The 20,483-nt window shown below is 48.2% G+C and carries 22 protein-coding genes; 16 read left to right on the top strand and 6 right to left on the bottom strand.

Annotated features, from left to right (window positions below):
* The first annotated feature begins 9 nt into the window (after nt 1-9).
* Nucleotides 10-648 carry a site-2 protease family protein gene (locus tag VK958_RS12850; RefSeq protein WP_325241967.1) on the top strand — a complete coding sequence of 213 codons (639 nt, stop codon included), beginning with the start codon at nt 10-12 and terminating at the stop codon, nt 646-648.
* Nucleotides 649-707: 59 nt separating this feature from the next.
* On the opposite strand, the gene VK958_RS12845 is transcribed toward VK958_RS12850, so the two are convergent.
* Nucleotides 708-4,412, bottom strand: coding sequence for a DUF748 domain-containing protein (locus tag VK958_RS12845; protein ID WP_325241965.1), 3,705 nt, complete (start codon nt 4,410-4,412; stop codon nt 708-710).
* Nucleotides 4,413-4,571: 159 nt separating this feature from the next.
* On the opposite strand from VK958_RS12845, the gene VK958_RS12840 reads away from it, so the two are divergent.
* Both VK958_RS12840 and VK958_RS12835 read left to right on the top strand, forming a co-directional pair.
* Complete coding sequence (locus VK958_RS12840; protein ID WP_325241963.1) at nt 4,572-5,432, top strand: HlyC/CorC family transporter; 861 nt, start codon at nt 4,572-4,574, stop codon at nt 5,430-5,432.
* Between the two features lie 77 nt (nt 5,433-5,509).
* Nucleotides 5,510-5,893, top strand: a complete 384-nt coding sequence (locus VK958_RS12835) for a hypothetical protein (RefSeq protein ID WP_325241961.1) — start codon at nt 5,510-5,512, stop codon at nt 5,891-5,893.
* Nucleotides 5,894-5,955: 62 nt separating this feature from the next.
* On the opposite strand, the gene mscL is transcribed toward VK958_RS12835, so the two are convergent.
* Nucleotides 5,956-6,372, bottom strand: coding sequence for a large conductance mechanosensitive channel protein MscL (mscL, locus tag VK958_RS12830; protein WP_325241959.1), 417 nt, complete (start codon nt 6,370-6,372; stop codon nt 5,956-5,958).
* A gap of 153 nt (nt 6,373-6,525) precedes the next feature.
* Between mscL and panC the strand changes: the two genes are divergently transcribed.
* The 6 genes from panC (at nt 6,526) to VK958_RS12800 (ending at nt 11,608) form a co-directional block, all read left to right on the top strand.
* A complete protein-coding gene (gene panC, locus VK958_RS12825; protein ID WP_325241957.1) occupies nt 6,526-7,380 on the top strand; it encodes a pantoate--beta-alanine ligase in 855 nt (284 codons plus the stop codon).
* A gap of 104 nt (nt 7,381-7,484) precedes the next feature.
* Nucleotides 7,485-7,865: an aspartate 1-decarboxylase gene (gene panD, locus VK958_RS12820; RefSeq protein ID WP_325241955.1), complete on the top strand. Its 381-nt coding sequence runs from the start codon at nt 7,485-7,487 to the stop codon at nt 7,863-7,865.
* An 18-nt stretch (nt 7,866-7,883) separates the two neighbouring features.
* The gene (rsfS, locus tag VK958_RS12815) at nt 7,884-8,258 is read left to right on the top strand and encodes a ribosome silencing factor (protein WP_325241953.1); all 375 of its coding nucleotides are present in this window, start codon (nt 7,884-7,886) and stop codon (nt 8,256-8,258) included.
* Between the two features lie 151 nt (nt 8,259-8,409).
* A complete protein-coding gene (gene rlmH, locus VK958_RS12810; protein ID WP_325241951.1) occupies nt 8,410-8,877 on the top strand; it encodes a 23S rRNA (pseudouridine(1915)-N(3))-methyltransferase RlmH in 468 nt (155 codons plus the stop codon).
* Nucleotides 8,878-8,879: 2 nt separating this feature from the next.
* Entirely contained in the window at nt 8,880-10,316 is a 1,437-nt protein-coding gene (locus VK958_RS12805) for a cryptochrome/photolyase family protein (RefSeq protein ID WP_325241949.1), read from the top strand.
* 212 nt (nt 10,317-10,528) lie between these two features.
* Complete coding sequence (locus VK958_RS12800) at nt 10,529-11,608, top strand: MlaA family lipoprotein (protein ID WP_325241948.1); 1,080 nt, start codon at nt 10,529-10,531, stop codon at nt 11,606-11,608.
* A gap of 115 nt (nt 11,609-11,723) precedes the next feature.
* On the opposite strand, the gene pmbA is transcribed toward VK958_RS12800, so the two are convergent.
* Entirely contained in the window at nt 11,724-13,046 is a 1,323-nt protein-coding gene (gene pmbA / locus VK958_RS12795; protein ID WP_325241946.1) for a metalloprotease PmbA, read from the bottom strand.
* A 107-nt stretch (nt 13,047-13,153) separates the two neighbouring features.
* Here pmbA and yjgA point away from each other — a divergent pair, with 107 nt between their 5' ends.
* Together yjgA and VK958_RS12785 are read left to right on the top strand one after the other, a co-directional pair.
* Nucleotides 13,154-13,666, top strand: a complete 513-nt coding sequence (gene yjgA, locus VK958_RS12790; RefSeq protein ID WP_325241944.1) for a ribosome biogenesis factor YjgA — start codon at nt 13,154-13,156, stop codon at nt 13,664-13,666.
* A gap of 191 nt (nt 13,667-13,857) precedes the next feature.
* Entirely contained in the window at nt 13,858-14,091 is a 234-nt protein-coding gene (locus VK958_RS12785; RefSeq protein ID WP_325241942.1) for a sulfurtransferase TusA family protein, read from the top strand.
* 86 nt (nt 14,092-14,177) lie between these two features.
* Here VK958_RS12785 and VK958_RS12780 read toward each other — a convergent pair whose 3' ends face one another.
* The gene (locus tag VK958_RS12780; protein ID WP_325241940.1) at nt 14,178-16,178 is read right to left on the bottom strand and encodes a site-specific recombinase; all 2,001 of its coding nucleotides are present in this window, start codon (nt 16,176-16,178) and stop codon (nt 14,178-14,180) included.
* A gap of 48 nt (nt 16,179-16,226) precedes the next feature.
* Complete coding sequence (locus tag VK958_RS12775; RefSeq protein WP_325241938.1) at nt 16,227-17,027, bottom strand: PDZ domain-containing protein; 801 nt, start codon at nt 17,025-17,027, stop codon at nt 16,227-16,229.
* A 118-nt stretch (nt 17,028-17,145) separates the two neighbouring features.
* On the opposite strand from VK958_RS12775, the gene mog reads away from it, so the two are divergent.
* Genes mog through VK958_RS12750 form a run of 5 tightly spaced genes read left to right on the top strand, consistent with a single transcriptional unit; the run spans nt 17,146 to nt 20,064 of the window.
* Nucleotides 17,146-17,757 (top strand): molybdopterin adenylyltransferase, encoded by a 612-nt coding sequence (gene mog, locus VK958_RS12770; RefSeq protein WP_325241936.1) that lies wholly within the window; start codon nt 17,146-17,148, stop codon nt 17,755-17,757.
* Nucleotides 17,757-18,119: a VanZ family protein gene (locus tag VK958_RS12765; protein WP_325241934.1), complete on the top strand. Its 363-nt coding sequence runs from the start codon at nt 17,757-17,759 to the stop codon at nt 18,117-18,119. The genes mog and VK958_RS12765 overlap by 1 nt, the downstream gene beginning before the upstream one ends.
* Complete coding sequence (gene thiL, locus VK958_RS12760) at nt 18,106-19,065, top strand: thiamine-phosphate kinase (protein WP_325241932.1); 960 nt, start codon at nt 18,106-18,108, stop codon at nt 19,063-19,065. The genes VK958_RS12765 and thiL overlap by 14 nt, the downstream gene beginning before the upstream one ends.
* Nucleotides 19,049-19,555 (top strand): phosphatidylglycerophosphatase A family protein, encoded by a 507-nt coding sequence (locus VK958_RS12755; protein WP_325241930.1) that lies wholly within the window; start codon nt 19,049-19,051, stop codon nt 19,553-19,555. Before thiL ends, VK958_RS12755 begins: the two co-directional genes overlap by 17 nt.
* Entirely contained in the window at nt 19,555-20,064 is a 510-nt protein-coding gene (locus VK958_RS12750) for a CinA family protein (RefSeq protein WP_325241928.1), read from the top strand. The genes VK958_RS12755 and VK958_RS12750 overlap by 1 nt, the downstream gene beginning before the upstream one ends.
* On the opposite strand, the gene VK958_RS12745 is transcribed toward VK958_RS12750, so the two are convergent.
* Nucleotides 20,061-20,411, bottom strand: coding sequence for a hypothetical protein (locus tag VK958_RS12745; RefSeq protein WP_325241926.1), 351 nt, complete (start codon nt 20,409-20,411; stop codon nt 20,061-20,063). The two genes, VK958_RS12750 and VK958_RS12745, sit on opposite strands and share 4 nt — an antisense overlap.
* Nucleotides 20,412-20,483 lie beyond the last annotated feature (72 nt).

The following is a 20,483-nucleotide window of genomic DNA, read 5'->3' as shown; positions in this document are numbered from 1 at the left end:
TGAAATCAAATGGAATTAACCGTCATACAAAAAATCGCAGCTTATGCATTACCCATCCTGTTTGCGATTACCGTGCATGAAGCGGCACACGGCTATGCCGCTAAATATTTTGGGGATTTAACAGCCGAGCGCATGGGGCGGATTACGCTGAATCCTTTTAAGCATATTGATCCTTTCGGCACTATTTTATTACCAGCCTTGAGCGTCATGCTGGGTGGTGTGTTGTTTGGCTGGGCTAAGCCAGTACCGGTTAATTTCGCAAACTTGCGCCATCCGAAAAAAGATATGCTGTGGGTCGCTTTGGCAGGGCCTGCCTCCAATTTTGTGATGGCGATAGGCTGGGGTTTGATTCTTGCGCGCATTGAGCTTTTTCCACTCTCAGCGCAGGATTTTCTTTCACAAATGAGTATTGCCGGCATTCAGATTAACCTGGTGTTGTTAGTGCTGAATTTATTGCCATTACCCCCGCTGGATGGCGGCAGGATTGCAGTCAGTCTGTTACCAATGCGAGCAGCTATCGCATTTTCCAAGGTAGAGCGTTACGGTATGCTGATCTTGATTGCGCTGTTATTTACCGGGGTATTAAGTATGATCCTGTCACCGTTATTGAGGTTTTTCCAGCAGCTACTGACTGTGCTGGTGATGTAGACTCTTCTTCTCCCGAATCAATCAAGGGCACTCTCATGACCTCGATCCGGAAGCATCAGCTAATTTTTTATCACATCCAGTGTCAATTTACTTGGCACCTGGTTTCTATCCCCTTTGACCGTGACGGGCGTCGCTGACGTAACCCTTTGCGTAGTGACTCCCGCCTCTTGCAATACCTTCTGAATAGAATCTGCGCGTGATTTGGCCAGATTCTGCAAGTCGGTTTCTGAGACCTGAATGCTAGTGGTTAATGCTTCTTGCGCCTGTGTGTAAAAACCTTCGGGTATCTTTTCCAGTTTAGCTGCGAGGCGCTTGAGCAGGCCTTTATTGGTCAGGCGGTCGTGTAAAGCTTTTAAGGCTGATTGTACTTTTGGGTTGTTCAAGTCTATCGGGCCAGCCGATTGCCCCGCTTCAAGACGTATACCCATCTCTTCAGCGACTTGTTTGCGCAGCGTCATTTCCTGGATGGCACGGGTATCCGCCGACGAGTCATAACCAGGAACAATGCCTAATTTCAATTGCTGGCGTTTTTCCAGCGCTTTGCTGACTGCGTGCAGCTTTTCCAATTCCGGAGGCGAAATAACAGCTTTTCCTGCTTCAAACACGATAGCCTCCAGTTTTTCGCTACTGCCAAACAGTTTGCCCAATGCACTGAATGGGGCGGTCACAATTTTAGTCAGCACATTGGTAAAGGCTTTCCACATAATGCCGCCATAGCTGAATTTAGGGTCATCCAGGCTGCCGCTGATCGGTAAATCCAGGTCAATCACACCGTCACTGTCTTCCAGGATCGCGATAGCAAGATCAAGTGGCAGGTCAGGCGCATCTTTGCTGTCTATTTTTTCACCTAACGTCAGTTTCTTGAGCACAAATTTGTTTTCACCAGTCAACTGGCGCTGTTTGATCTTGTACTCGAGGTCCACAGATAGTTTGCCGGATTCAATTTTGCGCCCGGCGAATTTGCCGGAGTAGGGTGTGAGCCGGTTCATATCAAGATTGGTAAAGGCCAGTTTGATATCGGTAAACTCAGTCGCTTTGAATGGTTGCAAAGAGCCATGGATACGCGCGGCCCCATATTCATCGACCTTGCCATCAAGCTCTACCTGGGCTGTTGCAACAGGATTAGTTGAAATACCGTTGATTACTCCGCCTAGTGAGTGGATGTTGGTACCAAACGGTTGTGGCAATGACAAGTCTGCAAATTCAAGCTTGGCGCCATTGATACGCACTGTATCCACACTGACAGGAAAGTCTCCTGGGTTGTTATTTGCGTGAGCTTGCTTATTGTCAACTGCGAGGGGCGTATTGCTGCCGGTTGGTTTGGATTCTGTTTGTTTGGCTGCTGGTTGACTGCTGGTTGCAGTTGGCGAGGTTCGCATCACCTTGGAAATATTCAGGCTACGGTCAGCATAAATGATGAATTTTGTTTGTGGATTATTCAGTGTCAACGTGTTTAATTGCAGACGGTTAGGTGCAAGCGAAAGCGCAAGGCCATCACCCTGTAATGATTCCCAACGTAGAAAAGGTTGCTGGCTGGATTCTTCCAGCAGTGACCAATTTTTGACATTGAAACCACCATCAAATGTGGTCGCACCGCTGCTGCTCTGCTGTAGTCTTCCCTGTATGCTGGCACTGCCATCTTGCAAGTTGAGCAAGGCGACTTGCTGGATATAGGGGGCAAATGGTTTGAGTGATAAATCGACCAGCGATAATTGCAAGTCGGTTTTAAAGGGTGAAGGAGATAATTTGCCCTGGGCGCTGAACTGCCCGCCCTGTTTTACCTTGAAAGTAGCTTTCACCGGTAACGCGCGTGTCATCTGTTGGCTCAGGCCAGCGACCTCAACGCTGCCGTCTGCAACATCTAATATCACCGGGGTAGAGGTGGTATTGTCTTCAATATGAATATCGGCGTGCTGCAAAGCAAAATGGTTTAAGCCAAATGCCCATGCAGATTTTTTCGAAGCGGAAGACGTGGTCGCCTCAGGCTTGCCAGGCGCTGAGGTGTTGCTCACCTGGGAAGGAGGGCCACCTTTGTTTTCGCTTTTTGCCGGGGCAAGTAATACCTGCCAGTTTAGTTGCTGGTCAGTTTGCCTGATCACGCTGGTTTTGAGGCCGGTGAGTTGAAGTGCGCCCAGGTTGATTTTTTGTTGGGCCAATGCCACGCTGCTATCACTGAGCGCGAGACTGGCCAGTTGCGCGACGGGTTTCTTGTCCGATTGCACGCTGAGCTGCTTGGCTTCGGCCTTGATTTGTTTAATTTTTAAGTCTGTTTGCTGATCTAGCGCCAGATGAAGATTAAAGTCGGCGATATTGGCTTCCAATGGTTTCGCAAACTGCTGGTCAAGGTATGCGAGTTGCCAATGTTCTAGCGCAACTTCGCCTATATTGAAATGGAAAGGAGCATCCGGTTTTTGCTTATCCTCGGATGTTTGCTGATTTTCAGGCAGCTTTTCTTCTGTTTTTGATGAGCTTGCGGTGGCTAAGGCCTGCTGCCAATCCAGCGTGCCATCGGCGTGACGACTTGCAGAAAATTTGCCATCCGCTAGCAATATTTTGCCGATAGCTGCCTGGCGTTCGGCCAGATTCAGGCTCACATGCTCAACAGATAAGGCAGGTAGCTGGAAAAGACTTTTTTGTTGGTGCTGCAAGAGCAGTTGCGCAAATTGCAAGTTGAGGTTTTCGAAAGTGAGCTGTAGATGGTCCTTATCAGTAAATTCAAACCTGGGTAAGGTGGCATTGGCCGAAGCCATTGTGAATTCTGCTTGCGGTTTTTGTAACTTGAGTTGATCAAGATTAACGGTAATATCTTGCGTCGCAATTGTGGTGTGCGATGGCTGTGCAAACGCGAATTTCTTGATCAGCAGCTTGATCTGGTTCAATGCTACTCGATCACCTTGCACTAGCTTTCCTGCCAATGTATCAATCGCAATTGTCGCATTGGACACTGACAGTTCAGGGTGTTGGTCAGGTAGTGAGAAATCATAGTTTAATTGACTGGAAAAGTTGCCTGCATCTGGTTGAAACGGCCATCTTTCAGTGTTAACCCATTGCACTAGCTTCGCAATTTTCAAACCTTCTATTGCAAGTGAGCCTTGCGATGCCAGTGGATTAACACCAAAGTTACCTTTCCATTTCAAAGTCCCACCCTGGTAAGGCAGTCTGGCGGCAATCAGGTAATCACCGCGGTCTTCCGGCAAGGTCGAGAAGCCATCCAGTTCGAAGTCCAGCGGTTTTAAAGAGGCTTGCAAGGGTGTTGAATGCTTTGCATCCAGATATTCAATATCGCCTTTGCGAATATTAATGTTTTCAATAATCACACGCGGCAGGTTTTTTTCAGGCGGAGACGGCTCTTCGTTAAGTTTGGCAATCAGGTCTGACCAGTTGAGTTTTCCCTGCTTGGAGATATGGACGTTAACTTTGGGTGCGGTTAATTCGATATGTCTCATTTTCCAGGCCCAGCTAAAAAGGCCGCTGAACTCCATATCTATCACCAGTTTGTCAAAAGACGCTAACGGTGCGCCGTTTTTCTCAGTCAGTGTCAGGTGTTCTATCTTCGCTATCAGGCGGAAAGGGTCAAAAGTGACTTTTTCAACGGTGGCTTTACTCGCCAATTGTGTATCGGCGATTTGAGGGAGCAGCCATTTCGCCAGAGGGTTAATGGCTAGCCAGGCGAACAAAAAATAGAAAATAAGTAATCCGGCAACAACTTTTAAAATAAGCGATGCACGCAGCGCAGCCAGCAGGAGGAAAAAGCGATTTAACATAGTGAGCTAATTTAGCAGATTTGTGCCGAAAAGTGCCAATAACCACCTTAAATCTGGCATAAACCATTGACAGGGCACTGGCCGGAGGTGACATATTCATCGTTTTTAATGTATGCTTAAATCATCTCTTTATACAGGATGCTGTTTTCAGCAGTACATATGGCTTCTGAGCCGGAAAAGTTGTCCCATAAACCCTCTTTATTAGAACGATTAAGTCATTTTCTTCTGCGCGAGCCAGAAGATCGCGAGCAACTGGTTGAGTTGCTGCATGGGGCTTATGAAAACCACTTGATGGATGGCGATTCCCTCGCCATGATTGAGGGTGTCCTGCAGGTTAGCGAGATGCAAGTCAGGGATGTCATGATCCCGCGCTCACAAATGGATGTGATCGATATTGCGCAACCAGCCGAGACCTTTCTGCCATATGTCATCGAAACCGCCCACTCACGTTTTCCCGTGATCGAAGATGATAAAAATGATGTCATCGGGATTCTTCTAGCCAAGGATTTGCTGCGTTATTATGCCAATCAAACCTTTGAATTACGCGACATGTTGCGTCCGGCTGTATTTATTCCTGAATCCAAACGCTTGAATGTGCTGTTGAAAGAGTTTCGCAGCAACCGCAACCATATCGCCATTGTGGTGGATGAATATGGTGGCGTAGCAGGGATGGTCACCATTGAAGATGTGCTCGAGCAAATTGTCGGCGATATTGAAGATGAATATGACGACGACGAGGATGAGGGCAATATTATCCTGCAAGACGCGGGCAAATATCGTGTCAAGGCGCTGACGGAAATTGGCGAGCTGAATGAGACGATTGGCACTGAGTTCAGTGACGAAGAGTTTTCTACCGTAGGTGGCCTGGTGGTTAATCATTTCGGCCATTTACCAAAACGCGGCGAGCAGATCCGCATAGGTAACCTGAGTGTTACTGTGGTGCATGCAGATAGCCGTCGGGTACATGTGCTTATGATGGAGCAGTTGCCAGAAGAAGTTTATCCGATAGAATCTGTTTAACGCTCTTATCTGAGAGCCGTGCTGGTGAGAACCAATCGTTGTTTTGATTGCCTGATTATCTGAAAAGGAGCGTTAAAATGAAAACACAATCTTGGTTTACCAGCTTGGCAACGTTGGCGCTGATTACTTTAAGCAGCACCGCCCTGGCGGGCAATACAACTGAAAAATTCCCGGAAGACGAGCAGGGCTTTGTCACTGCCATTGGCAAGCTTAAACGCTCTGAGATTATTGCGTTGCTGGGTGAGCCCGCACGCGCCGAAGATGTCAAACTAAAGGACAGTGGCCGTGTAGTGGCTTCTATTTGGCATTACCACAACATCAATAAAGATCCGCATGGCGCTTATTACCCGACCACGGAGCTAGACCTGATTGATGACCAGGTGAGCGTGATTGTTTTTTTAAATAATGATGGCTCAGATGCGACATCGGGTCAGACTTATGAAATACAACCAACGCCTTAAAAATTGAGGTTTAAATAAAGGGCGCTTGAGCGCCCTTTATTGTTGATGCATGTCTGAAACGGTTATTTTTTCTTCAGGCTGTCGCGAATTTCACGTAACAACACAATATCTTCCGGCGTTGCTGCTGGTGCTGGCGCGGGTTCAGCTTGTTTCAGACTATTCATGAATTTCACCATCTGGAAGATGATAAAAGCCAGGATAATGAAGTTGAGCACGATGGTTATAAAATTACCATAAGCCAGCACGGCACCCAGTTTTTTTGCTTCTACCAAAGCCAGGTCGGCAGATTGGCCGTTAAGCGGGAAATACATATTGCTGAAATCAAAGCCGCCGAAAATCTTGCCGATCACCGGCATGATGATATCGTTGACTAAAGAATCCACGATTTTGCCAAACGCACCGCCGATGATTACACCGACTGCCAGATCCATGACGTTGCCTTTTAACGCAAATTGTTTGAATTCGGATGCCACACTCATAACTTCACACTCCTTTAATTGTTATTTATACAAGATTGCATGACCGACTATAGGCGTTGGTTCGCCCGCTTGTCAAATGGCTGACAGCATCGAATGCCAGACAGCGCTGTGTTATATTGCTGCGATCTTAAGCCTTCAAAGGGTGGCACTATCATGCAGTTGTTCCATACTTTGCGCGAGTTGCGCGCTTTCCTTGATGGTTGTGCAGGCAATCGTATCGGTTTTGTGCCGACCATGGGTAACTTGCATGCCGGGCATTGCCAACTGGTGAGCCAGGCTAAAAACCGCACGGATATTGTGGTAGTCAGTATTTTTGTCAATCCACTGCAGTTTGGTGCTAATGAAGATTTCGGCAGCTATCCGCGTACATTGCAAGCCGATGTTGAGCAATTACGCGCGGTAGGTGCAGATGTTGTTTTTGCGCCTGGGGTTGATGAAGTGTACCCTGATTTCAATGGGCAGGATTTAATGCAGCAGGTGATTGTACAACCATCCTCTTTGGCTGATATATTGTGCGGAGCCAGCCGGCCAGGCCATTTTGCAGGTGTCGCCACGGTAGTCACAAAGTTGTTTCATATGGTCAAACCTGACCTGGCGGTATTTGGTAAAAAAGATTACCAGCAACTGATGGTGATACGTTCACTGGTACGCCAGCTTAATTTTGGTATTGAGATTCTTGGCATGGACACGATGCGCGAACCCTCAGGGCTGGCGATGAGCTCCCGCAATGGCTATTTAACGGCACAACAAAAAAATCAGGCCGCCCAGTTATATGCGCAATTACAAGGTATGCGAACTGCCTTGCAGCATGGCAGGCGTGATTACATAGCGCTTTGCCAGGGAAGCATTTCCGTGCTGAAACAACAGGGCTGGCAGGTTGATTATGTAGAGATACGGTCCCAATTAGATTTGAGTGAGCCATCAGAAGATGAAACTGAACTCGTCATACTGGCGGCGGCCAAATTAGGGAGTACCCGTCTGATTGATAATTGTGAAGTCAACCTGTAGGATAAATCGGCACGTTTTTATGAAAATTATTTTGCGCTAAGCTATTGATAACTTTATAATTACGACCTTTTCCGCGTTAGCGGGAAATTAACCGAAGGGATGCAATGCAAAGAACCATGTTGAAATCAAAGCTGCATCGGGTGCGGGTGACGCACAGCGAGCTGCACTACGAGGGTAGTTGCGCCATCGATGAAGCCTTGCTGGAAGCTGCAAATATCCGTGAATATGAGCAGATCCAGATTTACAACATCAACAATGGCGAGCGGTTTACGACGTACGCGATTCGCGCCGAGCGTCACTCAGGTGTGATCTCCGTCAATGGTGCCGCTGCGCATAAAGCAGATCCGGATGACCTGATCATTATCGCTTCTTACTCACAATATACTGAAGCTGAATTAGCCAACTACCATCCACAACTGGTCTATGTCGATGCGCAGAATCGTATCGTCGAGCAAAAAGACCATATCCCGGCGCAAGCTGCCTAAATCCCATTGAGTGTGCGTATGCAACAACCTATAGATAAAAGTATCTCCCTTGAAGAGATGAAACTGGCCGTCGTTGACGCGCTTGAAGATATTAAAGCCTTTGATATTACAGTCATGGATGTGCATAAAATGACGACGCTCACCAGCTACATGATTGTTGCGAGCGGTAATTCCACACGCCAATGCAAGGCGATTGCCGACAATGTCCGCGAGAAGCTGAAAGAAAAAGGCGTAGACGCACGTGGCATCGAAGGTGAAAAAGACGGTGAATGGGTATTGGTTGATCTGGACGAGATTGTCATCCATGTCATGGTGCCCGCCACCCGTGCCTACTATAACCTCGAGCAGTTATGGAGCGAGTCGCAATCGCGTCGCGCAGCTTCTGCTGCTTAATTTAAGCTGCTTGCAATTCACTATGTCTGCGCAGAACAAAGTGCAAATTGCACCAGGCACCAACACCAGAGTGAGCTTGTTTTTGCACAAAGGTTTTGAGTGTGAGTACAAATATTAATTTCTCCCGCATCACCTTTCTCATCATCCCTGCATGAAGCTGAATATCATCTCGGTGGGACATAAAATGCCCGACTGGGTTGAGTCCGCCTGTGCCGAGTATTTAAAGCGCATGCCGCGCGAGCTTGAAACCCGCATCATCGAAATCAAGCCAGACAAGCGTGCCGCTGGTAAAAACAGTGAAGTGGTACAAGAAGCTGAGGCCAAACGTATCCTTGAAGTTGCTGGTAAAGATTACCTGGTGGCGCTGGATGAACGTGGTCAGGCTGTGACCACATTGCAATTGGCAGAAAAGTTAAAAAGTTGGCAGGAAATGGGCCGCGATGTGTCGCTGGTGGTTGGCGGGGCAGATGGTTTACACGCGCAATTGAAGGTACAGGCAGAATGGTTATTCAGCCTTTCGAAGTTAACCATGCCACATGGCATGGTGCGTGTAATGCTGGCCGAGCAACTCTATCGTGCGCATACGGTCCTAAGTGGTCATCCTTATCACCGGGAATAATCATGTCTAAAGCTTTGGTCTGGTTGCGTCGCGACCTGCGCATTGATGATCATGCCGCCTTGTATCACGCCTTAAAGCGTCACGAGCAAGTGTACGTGGCGTTTGTGTTTGATACCGACATCCTCGATGCCTTGTCTGATAAGTGCGACCGGCGGGTTGAGTTTATCTGGGAAAGTCTCAATGCGCTTAAACAGGCGCTGCAGCAAAAGGAGGGCGACCTTTTAATCCGCCATGGCAAAGCTGTTGCAGAAATCCCCAAGTTGGCGCAGCAGCTTGAAGTGGCCGCAGTGTACGCCAATCGTGATTATGAGCCGCTGGCCATTGCTCGAGATGAGCAAGTTGCGCAGGCTTTATTGCACCTAGACAAAACCTTGCATTTATTCAAAGATCAGGTGCTATTTGAGCAGGACGAAATCCTTACCCAGACAGGCAAGCCTTATGGTGTATTTACGCCTTATAAACGTGCGCATCTGGCCAAACTGAATCCATTTTACTTAAAGGCATATCCTGTACAACGCTACCTGAAGTCGTTGGCCAGTTGCAAGGCTGAAAGTATGCCCTCGCTGGAGAGCGTTGGGTTTTCCCGTACCAATTTAAAAACGATGCGCTTGCCAACGGGTATTACAGGCGCACAACAGTTGTTTGATGACTTTTTACAGCGCATTGAAGATTATCATGAAGCGCGCAACTATCCTGCCATCAAAGGTGTCTCTTATTTGTCGGTGCATTTGCGCTTTGGCACTATCTCGATTCGCCAGTTGGCGCTTGCAGCCTGGCAATTGTCACTGGCGGGGAATGAAGGTGCAGCCACCTGGTTAAGTGAGTTGATCTGGCGCGACTTTTACTTTCAGGTGTGTTATCACCGACCGGATCTGCAACTGCAAAAGCGCGCATACAGGCTGGAATATGACCAACTGCCTTACTCTAATAGCAGCGACTGGTTTGCTGCGTGGTGTGAAGGACGTACCGGCTTCCCGGTTGTGGATGCGGCGATGCGGCAGTTGAATCAGACCGGCTACATGCATAACCGCTTGCGTATGGTAGTAGCCAGTTTTCTCGTCAAGGATCTGTTGATTGACTGGCGTTGGGGCGAACAGTATTTCGCTGAGAAATTGATTGATTTTGATTTTGCCGCCAATAATGGCGGCTGGCAGTGGGCAGCCTCCACCGGATGTGACGCGCAACCTTATTTCAGGATTTTTAATCCGCAGTCACAGTCGGAGAAATTTGATGCAAAAGGGCAGTTTATCCGTAAATATGTCCCTGAGTTGTCGGGGCTTGATGACCATAAGATTCATGCCCCATGGGAGGGTGTTTCAAGCAAAAAGGATTTGTTTGTAAGTATGCCGCAAATAGACTACCCGATGGCGATTGTAGACCACGCCCTACAAAGGCAGCAGGCATTATTGCTATACAAAAATAATGTGAAGCAAAAATGACATTTGATGTAGAATAAACTCGTTTTATTCTGCAGTTGGTAAGGTAGTAGTAAGGATTCCGTTGTAGATCGCGATAGCGTTGTTGCCCTTCAATTTTTGAAACCGGCGCCGATAAAAGTGATTGCAGGGTGTTTGCAAGTGATAAAGCTTGTTACGCACTAAGCTAATTTTTTAATGCTATTGAAGCGCTTGATTTAAATATAATGACAAATATGAAAAAACTAAAAGCCGTTTTATTGATTGCCGTACTTGTTGGCCTTTCAGGGTGTGCGACCACCAATAAAGATCCGCTGGAAGGGGTTAACCGCGGGATTTACAAATTTAACGACGTGGTCGATAAGTATGCCATGAAGCCGGTTGCGAAGGCGTATAAGGCCGTGACACCAACACCGGTACGCACGGGCATCAGCAACTTCTTCAATAACCTGGGTACTTTGACCACCGTTGTTAACGATTTATTGCAACTCAAATTTGCACAGGCATTTACCGATGCCGGGCGCTTCGTGATCAATACCACCTTTGGTATTGCGGGCATTATCGACGTCGCCAGTAAAGACAATATCCCAAAACATCAGGAAGACTTCGGTCAGACTTTAGGTCACTGGGGAGTGGGTTCAGGCCCTTATCTGGTATTGCCGATCTTGGGCCCTAGCACTGTACGTGATGCGGGCGGCTTGGCATTTGATACAGTGACTTCTGATCCGATTACATACCTGCACAACACTGGCCAGATCCGCGCGCACAACCAGGTACGTTTAGTGCAGTTTATAGACAGGCGTACGCAACTGCTGGATGCCAAAGATCTGGTGGATGATGCTTCTATCGATCCATATGCTTTCATGCGTGATGCTTATCTGCAACGCCGTGCAAGCCAGGTTCAGGATGGCATTGTACCGGCAGAGTTATTGCAGGATGACTTTGAGCCAGAAGATGAACCAGCTGCAAAAGGTGCAGCAACTGAGCCAGAGGCTTCTGAAACGGTGGTGTTGCAATCAGATGCACCGATTGAAGAGCATGCAGATATGGTCGCTACAGATGCGGCAACAGTAGAGTCTCAGCAGACTGCTGTAGAGGAATTAACTCTGTCTGCTGAGCAAGCCACGCCTGATATTGCTGCTGATCTGACTGAAACTCCGGCCGTTGAAGCTGTACCAGAGGAGGCCTTGCCATCATTGCTTGATCAAGTGAGCCAACAACCTGCTGCTGCAGAAGAACCGGCTGCCATGGAAAGTGCGAAGACTGAAGTCGTCGCGGGTATAGATGAAACCTTGCTAACGCTGGAAGCTAAATGATCGGATATTAATCAATTTAGGTATTGAGTATTACCTGGCGATTAGTGGTAAGCGCTACAAAAAAGGCTTTGCAATCATTGCAAAGCCTTTTTAATTTTGCATCGCATCCAACGGACTAATCAGCCGAGGCGATGGTCATACGATCAATTAATATAGAGCCGGTCAGCTTGGAATTATTCGGGATGATGTCGTTGCCGATCGCCACTATGCCTTTCAGCATTTCCAGCATATTGCTGGCAATCGTGATCTCTTCTACCGGATGGGTGATTACCCCGTTTTCCACCCAGTAACCAGCCGCACCACGTGAGTAATCTCCAGTGATCATATTCATGCCATGACCGAGCAACTCTGTTACCAGCAGGCCAGTACCCATGGTATGTAATAATTGCTCTAAATTGTGGCCGGTAGAGCGCACCAGGATGTTATGGGCGCCGCCGGCATTACCGCTCGATTGCATGCCCAGTTTGCGCGCAGAATAACTGCCTAGTAAATAGCCTTGTAATACACCATTTTCTACCAGAGTGCGCTTCTGGCAAGCTACGCCTTCATTATCAAACGGACTGCTACCCGCCCCTTTGAGGATGAAGGGGTCTTCATCGATATGCAATGTAGGGCTGGCAATTGTTTGCCCCAGGCTATCAAGCAGGAATGACGACTTTCTGTATAAATTGCCTCCTGAAATTGCACTCAACAGCGTACCTATCAGGCCACTCGCCAATGGTGCTTCGAACATGACCGGGTATTGGCCGGTCTTGATCGGACGAGCGTCTAATCTCTTGACCGTGCGTGAACCGGCAATGTGGCCCACTTGTTCGGGTGACTCTAAATCCAGCGCATCGCGCGCACTGCTATACCAGTAATCGCGTTGCATCTGATTGTTAGACTCGGCAATGACCGAACAGCTGATGCTATGGCGTGAACTTGGGTAACCGCCAACAAAGCCGTGGCTATTCGCATACACAAACGCGCCGCTTTGACTGTAAACGCTTGCCCCTTCGCTATTGCTGATACGCGTGTCAACCGCGAGAGCTGCAGACTCACATCGCTTGGCTAATGCCAGCGCCTGATCGACATCGATAGCCCACGGATGATGCAATGACAAATCCGGGAATTCTGTTGCCATACGCTCAGCATCGGCCAGGCCGCAAAAAGGATCTTCCGCAGTATATTTCGCAATATTACAGGCGGCTTCAACAGTGTCTTTAAGCGCCTGCAAACTCAGGTCAGAAGTGCTGGCATAGCCTTTTCTCTGCCCAAAATACACCGTAACCGAGCAACCTTTGTCACGGTTATATTCGATATTTTCAGTCTCGCCCTGGCGAACCGAGACATTCTGCCCGGTGCCAAAACTGACTTCTGCTTCTGCACTGCTTGCGCCTGCCAGTTTCGCCAATTGAATAATGTCTTCAGAGATTTGTTTGAGTTGTTCCAGTTGCATGCTGTGAGCGCTAGTTTTTTGCTTGGCAATTAAAGCTGGTATCATACCGTGATTTGGCAGAGATTGCTTTTACCATCACTGCAGAACCGCGAATGATAGCTAAGCCCATGGAAGACTCCCAACCAAGTAAAACTAAATTAAAAGCAGAAGCTGATGCTGCGCAGGAAATTGGTCGTCAATTACTTGAACTGCCAAAAGACAGATTAAAGAAGCTACAACTGGATGAAGCCTTAAGTGACGCGATTGTCGAGGCCAAGCGACTTACTGCCAATGGCGCTATTCGCCGTCAATTGCAATATATTGGCCGTCTGATGCGCGACATTGATCTGGCGCCGATCGTCGAGCAATTGCAAAAATGGGAAGGCAAGCATGTGGAAGAAAATGCCCGCTTTCATCAGATGGAGCGTTGGCGTACCCGCTTGATTGAAGATCCAAAGGCATTTGAAGCGTTTCTTGTGGAGTATCCAAGTACTGATGTGCAGCAGATGCGTACATTGATTCGTAATGCGCAAAAAGAGTTAGCAGCCAACAAACCGCCCAAGAGCAGCCGTGAGTTGTTCAAAATGATACGGGATTTGGCGGAAAGCACTCACAATGCAACTGATGAAGATACAGAGTAGGGTTTAAGGCAAGGCCGTTAAATTGGGCGGCTAGACTTTTATTTGTTGCGGGCTGGTTATTCGATCAAGTTTAATAAGGTGCGCATAGATAGAATACGAGTGTTAAACAATTGCTGTCAACCAATCAGTACAATTAAAAAACATGGCCAGGAGCTTGCAAGCGCAGTACTGGTGATTGAGGGGTTATCGTGATGCAAAATATTGATTTAGAACTGGATTTAACAGGATTGCAGAGTCCTGAGCCGATGTTGAAAACCAAAGAAGCCATAGATAAGCTGTCACCGGGCCAGATTATCCTGGTGAAAACGACCGCACTTGGCAGCGAGCAAAATATCCGTACCTTGATTACCAATCATCCGGTCAACTTACTGTCTTTTAAAAAGGAAGACGGGGTATTTCACTTTTTGATAGAAAAAACTTCTTGAAAGACTCCGCCCTGCATAGGCAACAAAGCAGTTCAATTAAACATAAAACAGTTTAGATGCTAAGTTGCCTGCGAGCGTCATTGTGTTTAGTGCTTAGTTCTTTCAAGTCTTGACTCAATTTCAGTTTTTTTAGGTGGAAGTACGAATTTCCACGGTTGACGATAGAGCAAAGTCAGTAATTCCAGCGCAAAAGCTTTCCAGTGACGGTAGCGCACTTGCCTTGATTTCATAGCAACAAAAATAGCTAAACCGAAGCTGGTCAGCAAGTTGATGGTCGCCACCACAAAAATGCCGAGTAAGGCCGTTCCAAGTATGTAATAGCTCACCTGGAAATCCAGTGCAGAGAATGCATAGCCGGAGAATGCTGCTACAAAGGTGACATGGCGGATATCCAATGGTAAACCAAGCATCACGCCCAGCCCGGATGCAAACCCAAGCAAGCAGCCAAAATAGAAGTTACCGGCCAGCGCGCCCAGATTATGGCGGATGTATTCTGAAATACGTAGCAGGCGCTCTTTACCCAAGAAGCGTTGTAAAAGGGGCAGGTGGGCGATACGTTCGGGAATGCGGTTATAAGCTGCCAGGTTGTCATGATAACCAGCAATTAAGCCGGAAAGGAACAAGCAAACCCCCGCCACCGCAGCATATAGGGCACTAAGGCTGATCAACGGGTTGTTTGAGTCAAGCAGGATATTGGCTTTAGCCTCGCCGATAAAGTGGTGGCCGCTATACTGCACTACCAGCCAGTCAATAAACATCGCCATCGGAATCACGACAATGACATTACCCAGAATGGCGATTGTCTGGCTGCTGGTGGTCTGCGCGACAATCTTGACCAGGCTGTGAATGTTTTTGCTATCGTGCCCATCATCATCAATGGCGGCCGCTATTGTCGCTGCGGTCATCGCCGGCTGTTTGGTGGCGACTGTGAAATGCAGTAAATGAATCAGAACAAACCCCAACCCATAATTCAGGCTAAAGAAAATGGCTTCAGCCAGAGGCGCGAAGTGGTAGCTGGCGATGATGATTTTAAACATAGCCATAAATGCAATAATCACCCCGGCGCCCATGGCAGACCCCATCAGCTTCAAATACTCCTGCCTATGCTGGGCGATGTAATGCTCGCCGGTGTGACTGGCATTTTCAGTCACCCGCAAAGCCAGTAACTCAGTGTTATGGCGCCAATATTCTGAAAGGTTGTTCTTTTTACACTCGGCATAAACCAGTTGCTTGAACAAGCGCGTAATCGCATCATTCACATCATGCTTGAGTAACAGACCATGCAGAATATCCACCAATAATTGCATACGATGAATCTGCTGCTGCATTCTTTGCATCAGGGCGGTTAGCGAAATGCTGGTCCCTGTCTTGGCGTTCGCCTTACGGATTTCATCATTGAGTTTCTGGCAACGTTTCAATACATCATAAATATGTTGTATATCGTCTGCAGTAGTGACCGAGAGTGCCAGGAATTTCTGGATTTCAATATTCTGTGTAATGAATGGCGAGGCATTATTTTCCAGGTCTTCATGCTGCAAAATAAGCTCCGGGTCGAGTCCTGAAGCGGATAGGCGGAAAGAGAGCACCTGTAGTGCATCCTTCAATTCTTGAATGCAGCTTTCCTGCTGCAAATCATTACCCTCGCTCAATGCCAGAGTATGTATGAAATCACACCATACAGTGTTCGGCACGCCGGTTACCCAGTTAGCATCATTAGTGTGGTGAAAAACCTGACCAAATACATCTTTCAGGTATCTGGGATCAGGGACTTCGGGCAGTAATTTGTGGGAAAAGCGCCGGTAGGTTTCAGTAAAAAATCCTAAATCAGACTGAATGCCATGCTCGGAATACAGTGAAATCACACTTTTTTCATTCAAGAGACGCAGGATACTGTTTCGCAATTCCAGCGCAAATGAAGGTTGCTGCTGTAGCAGGAAACAAAGCGCCTGAATTGACTTGCTGGCACTCTCAGTATCGGTTGATTGACGAGGACGGATATCATCAAGCAGCGCACGTAAAAACTGGATATCGTCGATATGACCAGACGCTATGCGGGCTGCCTGATGCTCGAACGTAACTTGAAACATGTGAAACACTTTCTATTAATGAGGTCGATAATTCAGAGCGGCTTGCTGTTACAGGGTGACCTTTAACGAAAGCGGTTCAGATTGTCTTTGGATATTGATAGTGACCGTATTGCCCTTGAAGCGCCTGACCAGGCTCGATAAAGCCGCAGCATCGTTCACTTTTTCCTGGTTGATGCTCAGTAACTGGTCGCCGCGTAATACCCCGGCCTGCTCGGCGGCAGAACCATGTATCACGGCAATTACCCTGACGCCTTCACTGGCATCGGTCACTTGTGGTTGTTCATCTTCTTGTGAGGATTTGCGGGCGACCAGCTTAACCACATGCACCCCTAGTACCGGTGGTGGCAATTTTGCCCAGTATGTAGCGTAGTAGCGATATTTGCCCGGGTCGATAGCCATATCTTTTTCGGTGAGCGCTTGGCCTTTTTTGACGGCTTCTTTAATGACTTCCATTTTTGAGGCTGGTGTAGCGTTACCGGATTTTTTAACATATACCAGGATCATATCTGCCTGGATGCTACGGCCATGGCTAATCGCCTGTTCGGGTGAGATGTCTCCCGCTTCAAATGCGCTCAGGCCCATCAGGTCATAACCGTTTTCCAGCATGTTGATATTGTCATCATCACGACGGGTGCCGCTGAGTAATTGTGGTTCGGGTTTGCTTTGCAGTGAATGCAGATTACCCTGATTCTGCGCCTGGTAATTGCTGGCGTATGGGTTGTCATCTGCCGATACTGTTTTCGAGAAAGTGAATAAGGTAATGATGACTAGCGCAGGCAATATGAACAACCACTGGCTGGGCGAGGTGAATCTACCTGTGAAATGCGCTACTTTGTATAAAACTTTCATCTGATTCTCCATGATGCATGACACCTTTAAGCTTACTGATGTGCCGGGTGATGTTATGATGTGCTGGTACATTAACACACCATATTAATACCGACCAACTTAACATAGACCTCAAGTTATGCAACAACAATTCACGCGCATCGGGTTGGTATCCATCAGTGATCGCGCATCGCAAGGTGTTTATGAGGACAAGGGGATTCCCGCACTGTCTTCCTGGCTTGAAAAAACCCTTACCTCTCCCTTTGAAATCGTTACACGCTTGATTGCCGATGAGCAGGCGACCATTTCTGGCACGCTCAAGCAATTAGTAGATGATGAACAATGTCATTTGGTTCTCACCACGGGCGGCACGGGACCTGCGCTCAGAGATGTGACACCAGAAGCGACGCTGGCGATTGCGGACAGAGAGATGCCAGGTTTTGGAGAACAAATGCGGCAAATCAGCTTGCGCTTTGTCCCCACGGCCATCTTGTCACGCCAGGTGGCGGTGATTCGCAAACAATGTCTGATAATCAACTTGCCAGGGCAACCAAAATCCATCCAGGAAACACTGGAAGGATTAAAAGATGCAGAAGGTAATATCTTGGTACCGGGGATTTTTGCTGCGGTGCCTTATTGCCTGGATTTATTGGCCACAGCCACAAACCCTATGCCGTATATCCAAACAGCAGAAAGTATTGTCAAGTCTTTCAGACCCAAATCTGCCCAACGTCAAAAAACGAATGAATGATGAATTACAAAAAGATTCCCACCCTGATTTTCATAGCTTGTTTCACCATCCTGACCTATTTATTACTCATAGAAATGCCGCCGTCTAACGATGGCTCAATATACAAAGATAAAATAGAACATATCATTGCTTTTGGCGGCGTGATGTTTTGGGGATTGATGGCTTTCCCTATGCATAAACGCGCTATGCTGCTTGGATTGACGGTGTTTGGAGGCTTGATGGAAGTGTTGCAAGGTGTCCTGACGACGACGCGCCAACCCAGCGTCTATGATTGGTTTGCCGATCTGGTGGGAATAGCTTTAGCCTGGTTTGTGTTTATTTTACTGGAAAGCTGGTGGAAAAAGCGGCATGGCAGAGTTTGATCTTATCGCTCAATATTTTACCAGGCCTGGTAAAGCTGGTTTCAATACAGCCGATCTGGGTATAGGGGATGATGCAGCGCTAATCACTGTAACACCAGGCTATCAACTGGCCATCTCTGCCGATATGTCGGTATCCGGGACGCATTTTTTTGCAGAGGCTGATCCTTACTCGATCGGATGGAAAGCCATGGCAGTGAACGTCAGTGATATGGCTGCGATGGGCGCAAACCCTAAATGGGCAACATTATCGATTGCTTTACCAGAAATTAAAGAAGACTGGCTGCAAGGCTTTAGCCAGGGTTTGTTCGCCTGCGCCGATGCCTATGGCGTTTCGGTGATTGGTGGAGATACCACGCGTGGGCCATTAAATATTGCCATTAATATTTTTGGTGAGGTGCCACTACATAAAGCGATCAAGCGGGGTGGAGCGCAGGCGGGCGATGATATCTGGGTCAGCGGGACGCTCGGGAAAGCCGCTTTATGGCTGCAAAACAAGCTGGGTAAGCTGGATTTGCATGCTGATGATGTCGCTGATTTCGCATCTGCCATGCATCAACCGCAACCTCGTGTGGCCTTGGGGCTGGCGTTGCGGGAAATCGCGCATGCTGCACTCGATATCTCAGATGGCTTGCTGGCCGATTTGAATCATATTCTTAAAGCTTCCAGTAAAGGTGCCCGGCTTGATTGGGCGTTATTACCTAAACCTCAATTGCTTACAGAGGTCTCCCAGTCTGTTCTAGAGCAGGCGGTGCTCGGTGGAGGTGATGAATATGAATTATGTTTTACCGTATCTCCGCAACGACGTGATGAAGTCATCGCATTCTCAGAAGCGCTGGATGTGCCTTTAACGCGCATAGGGTGTATCACTGAAGCTCCAGGACTGACTGTACAAGATCGCGAAACTCAGATTGAATTATCAAAGAAAGGCTATGAGCACTTTGGCTAATAACCGTCAGCGGATCACCGAACCAGACCTGGCGCTGCTTTTCTCGCATCCCTTGCATTTCCTTAGCTTTGGGCTGGGCACGGGACTGTTCCCTAAAGCACCCGGGACGGCAGGAACTGTATTGGGCTTCCCATTATTCTGGGCCCTTATGTCCTTGCCGCATTGGCAACAGTGGCTGGCTGTATCGTTGCTATTCTTATTTGGCGTCTGGTGCAGTGCATTCACCGGCCGTGCATTAGGTGTGAGCGATCATGGCGCCATCGTCTGGGACGAAATAGTCGCGATGGCGGCGATATTGATCACCGTGCCATTCACCTGGGGCTGGGGGTTGTCAGCGTTTATATTATTCCGCCTATTCGATATCTGGAAACCGTTTCCCATCAGCTGGGCAGACAGGCACATCAAAGGGGGGCTGGGCGTCATGCTGGATGATGCAATGGCGGCAGTCATGGCGATCCTGGTATTGCAACTGTTTCAATGGTGGCTGTGATGGAAGATATTGAAGCGTTAAGCCAGGACGTTGGGCTGGCCCTACAAGCCCAAGGCTGGCAGTTGGCTCTCGCTGAATCATGTACCGGTGGTATGGTTGCGCAGGTAGTGACTGCGATTGCTGGCAGTTCAGCCTGGTTTGATCGCGGCTTTGTGACTTACAGCAATGAAGCCAAAACCGATATGCTGGGTGTGCCTAGATCATTGATTGAGATCCATGGTGCTGTCAGTGAAGCGGTCGCAGAAGCGATGGCGATTGGCGCGTTACAGCATAGCCGTGCCCAAATCAGTGCGTCAATCACAGGCATTGCCGGGCCTGGAGGCGGTTCTGTAGAAAAGCCGATAGGAATGGTGTGTTTCAGTTGGGCAGCTAACACCCAAAAAGGTCAGCAAGCGAAAAAAATGCTGGTAGAAACTTGCTATTACGAAGGGAGCAGGACTGAAATCCGCCAGCAAGCTGCCAGTCATGCGCTGGCAGGCTTGCTGAACCTGATCAAACATACTGCTTAGTGGTGATGGCGGTGATCATGATCGTGACCACGTCCCCAGCCACCACGCGGGCCTCTCGGGCCTCTGTCAAAACCACGGTAGCCACCGTTGTTATAACCAAACTGGATAAAACCGGGCGCTGGTGGCGCATATCCTACCGCTGGCGCACCGTAATAACTGCTGTGCGGGTGACGGTAAATCACCACTGGCGGTGGGGCGTAATACACCGGTGGCGGTGCATAGTAAACGGGTGGTGGCGCATATGGATTGCCTACCACAACACCTACCGACCAGTTGTTATCAGCGTGGGCGGATAATGCGGCAATGCTGCTTAACGCAATCCCTAAAATATATTTGGCGATCTTCATAAAGGCTCCTCTCACGGAAAACGATCAAAGCATGATGGCTATTAAACGTGTATGCCTTATTACGGTTGACAA

The sequence above is a fragment of the Methylophilus sp. genome (assembly GCF_035460085.1).
Taxonomy (GTDB): Bacteria; Pseudomonadota; Gammaproteobacteria; order Burkholderiales; family Methylophilaceae; genus Methylophilus.
Note: the sequence above shows the minus strand (reverse complement) of the source record. Positions and strands in the feature narration are given on the sequence as shown.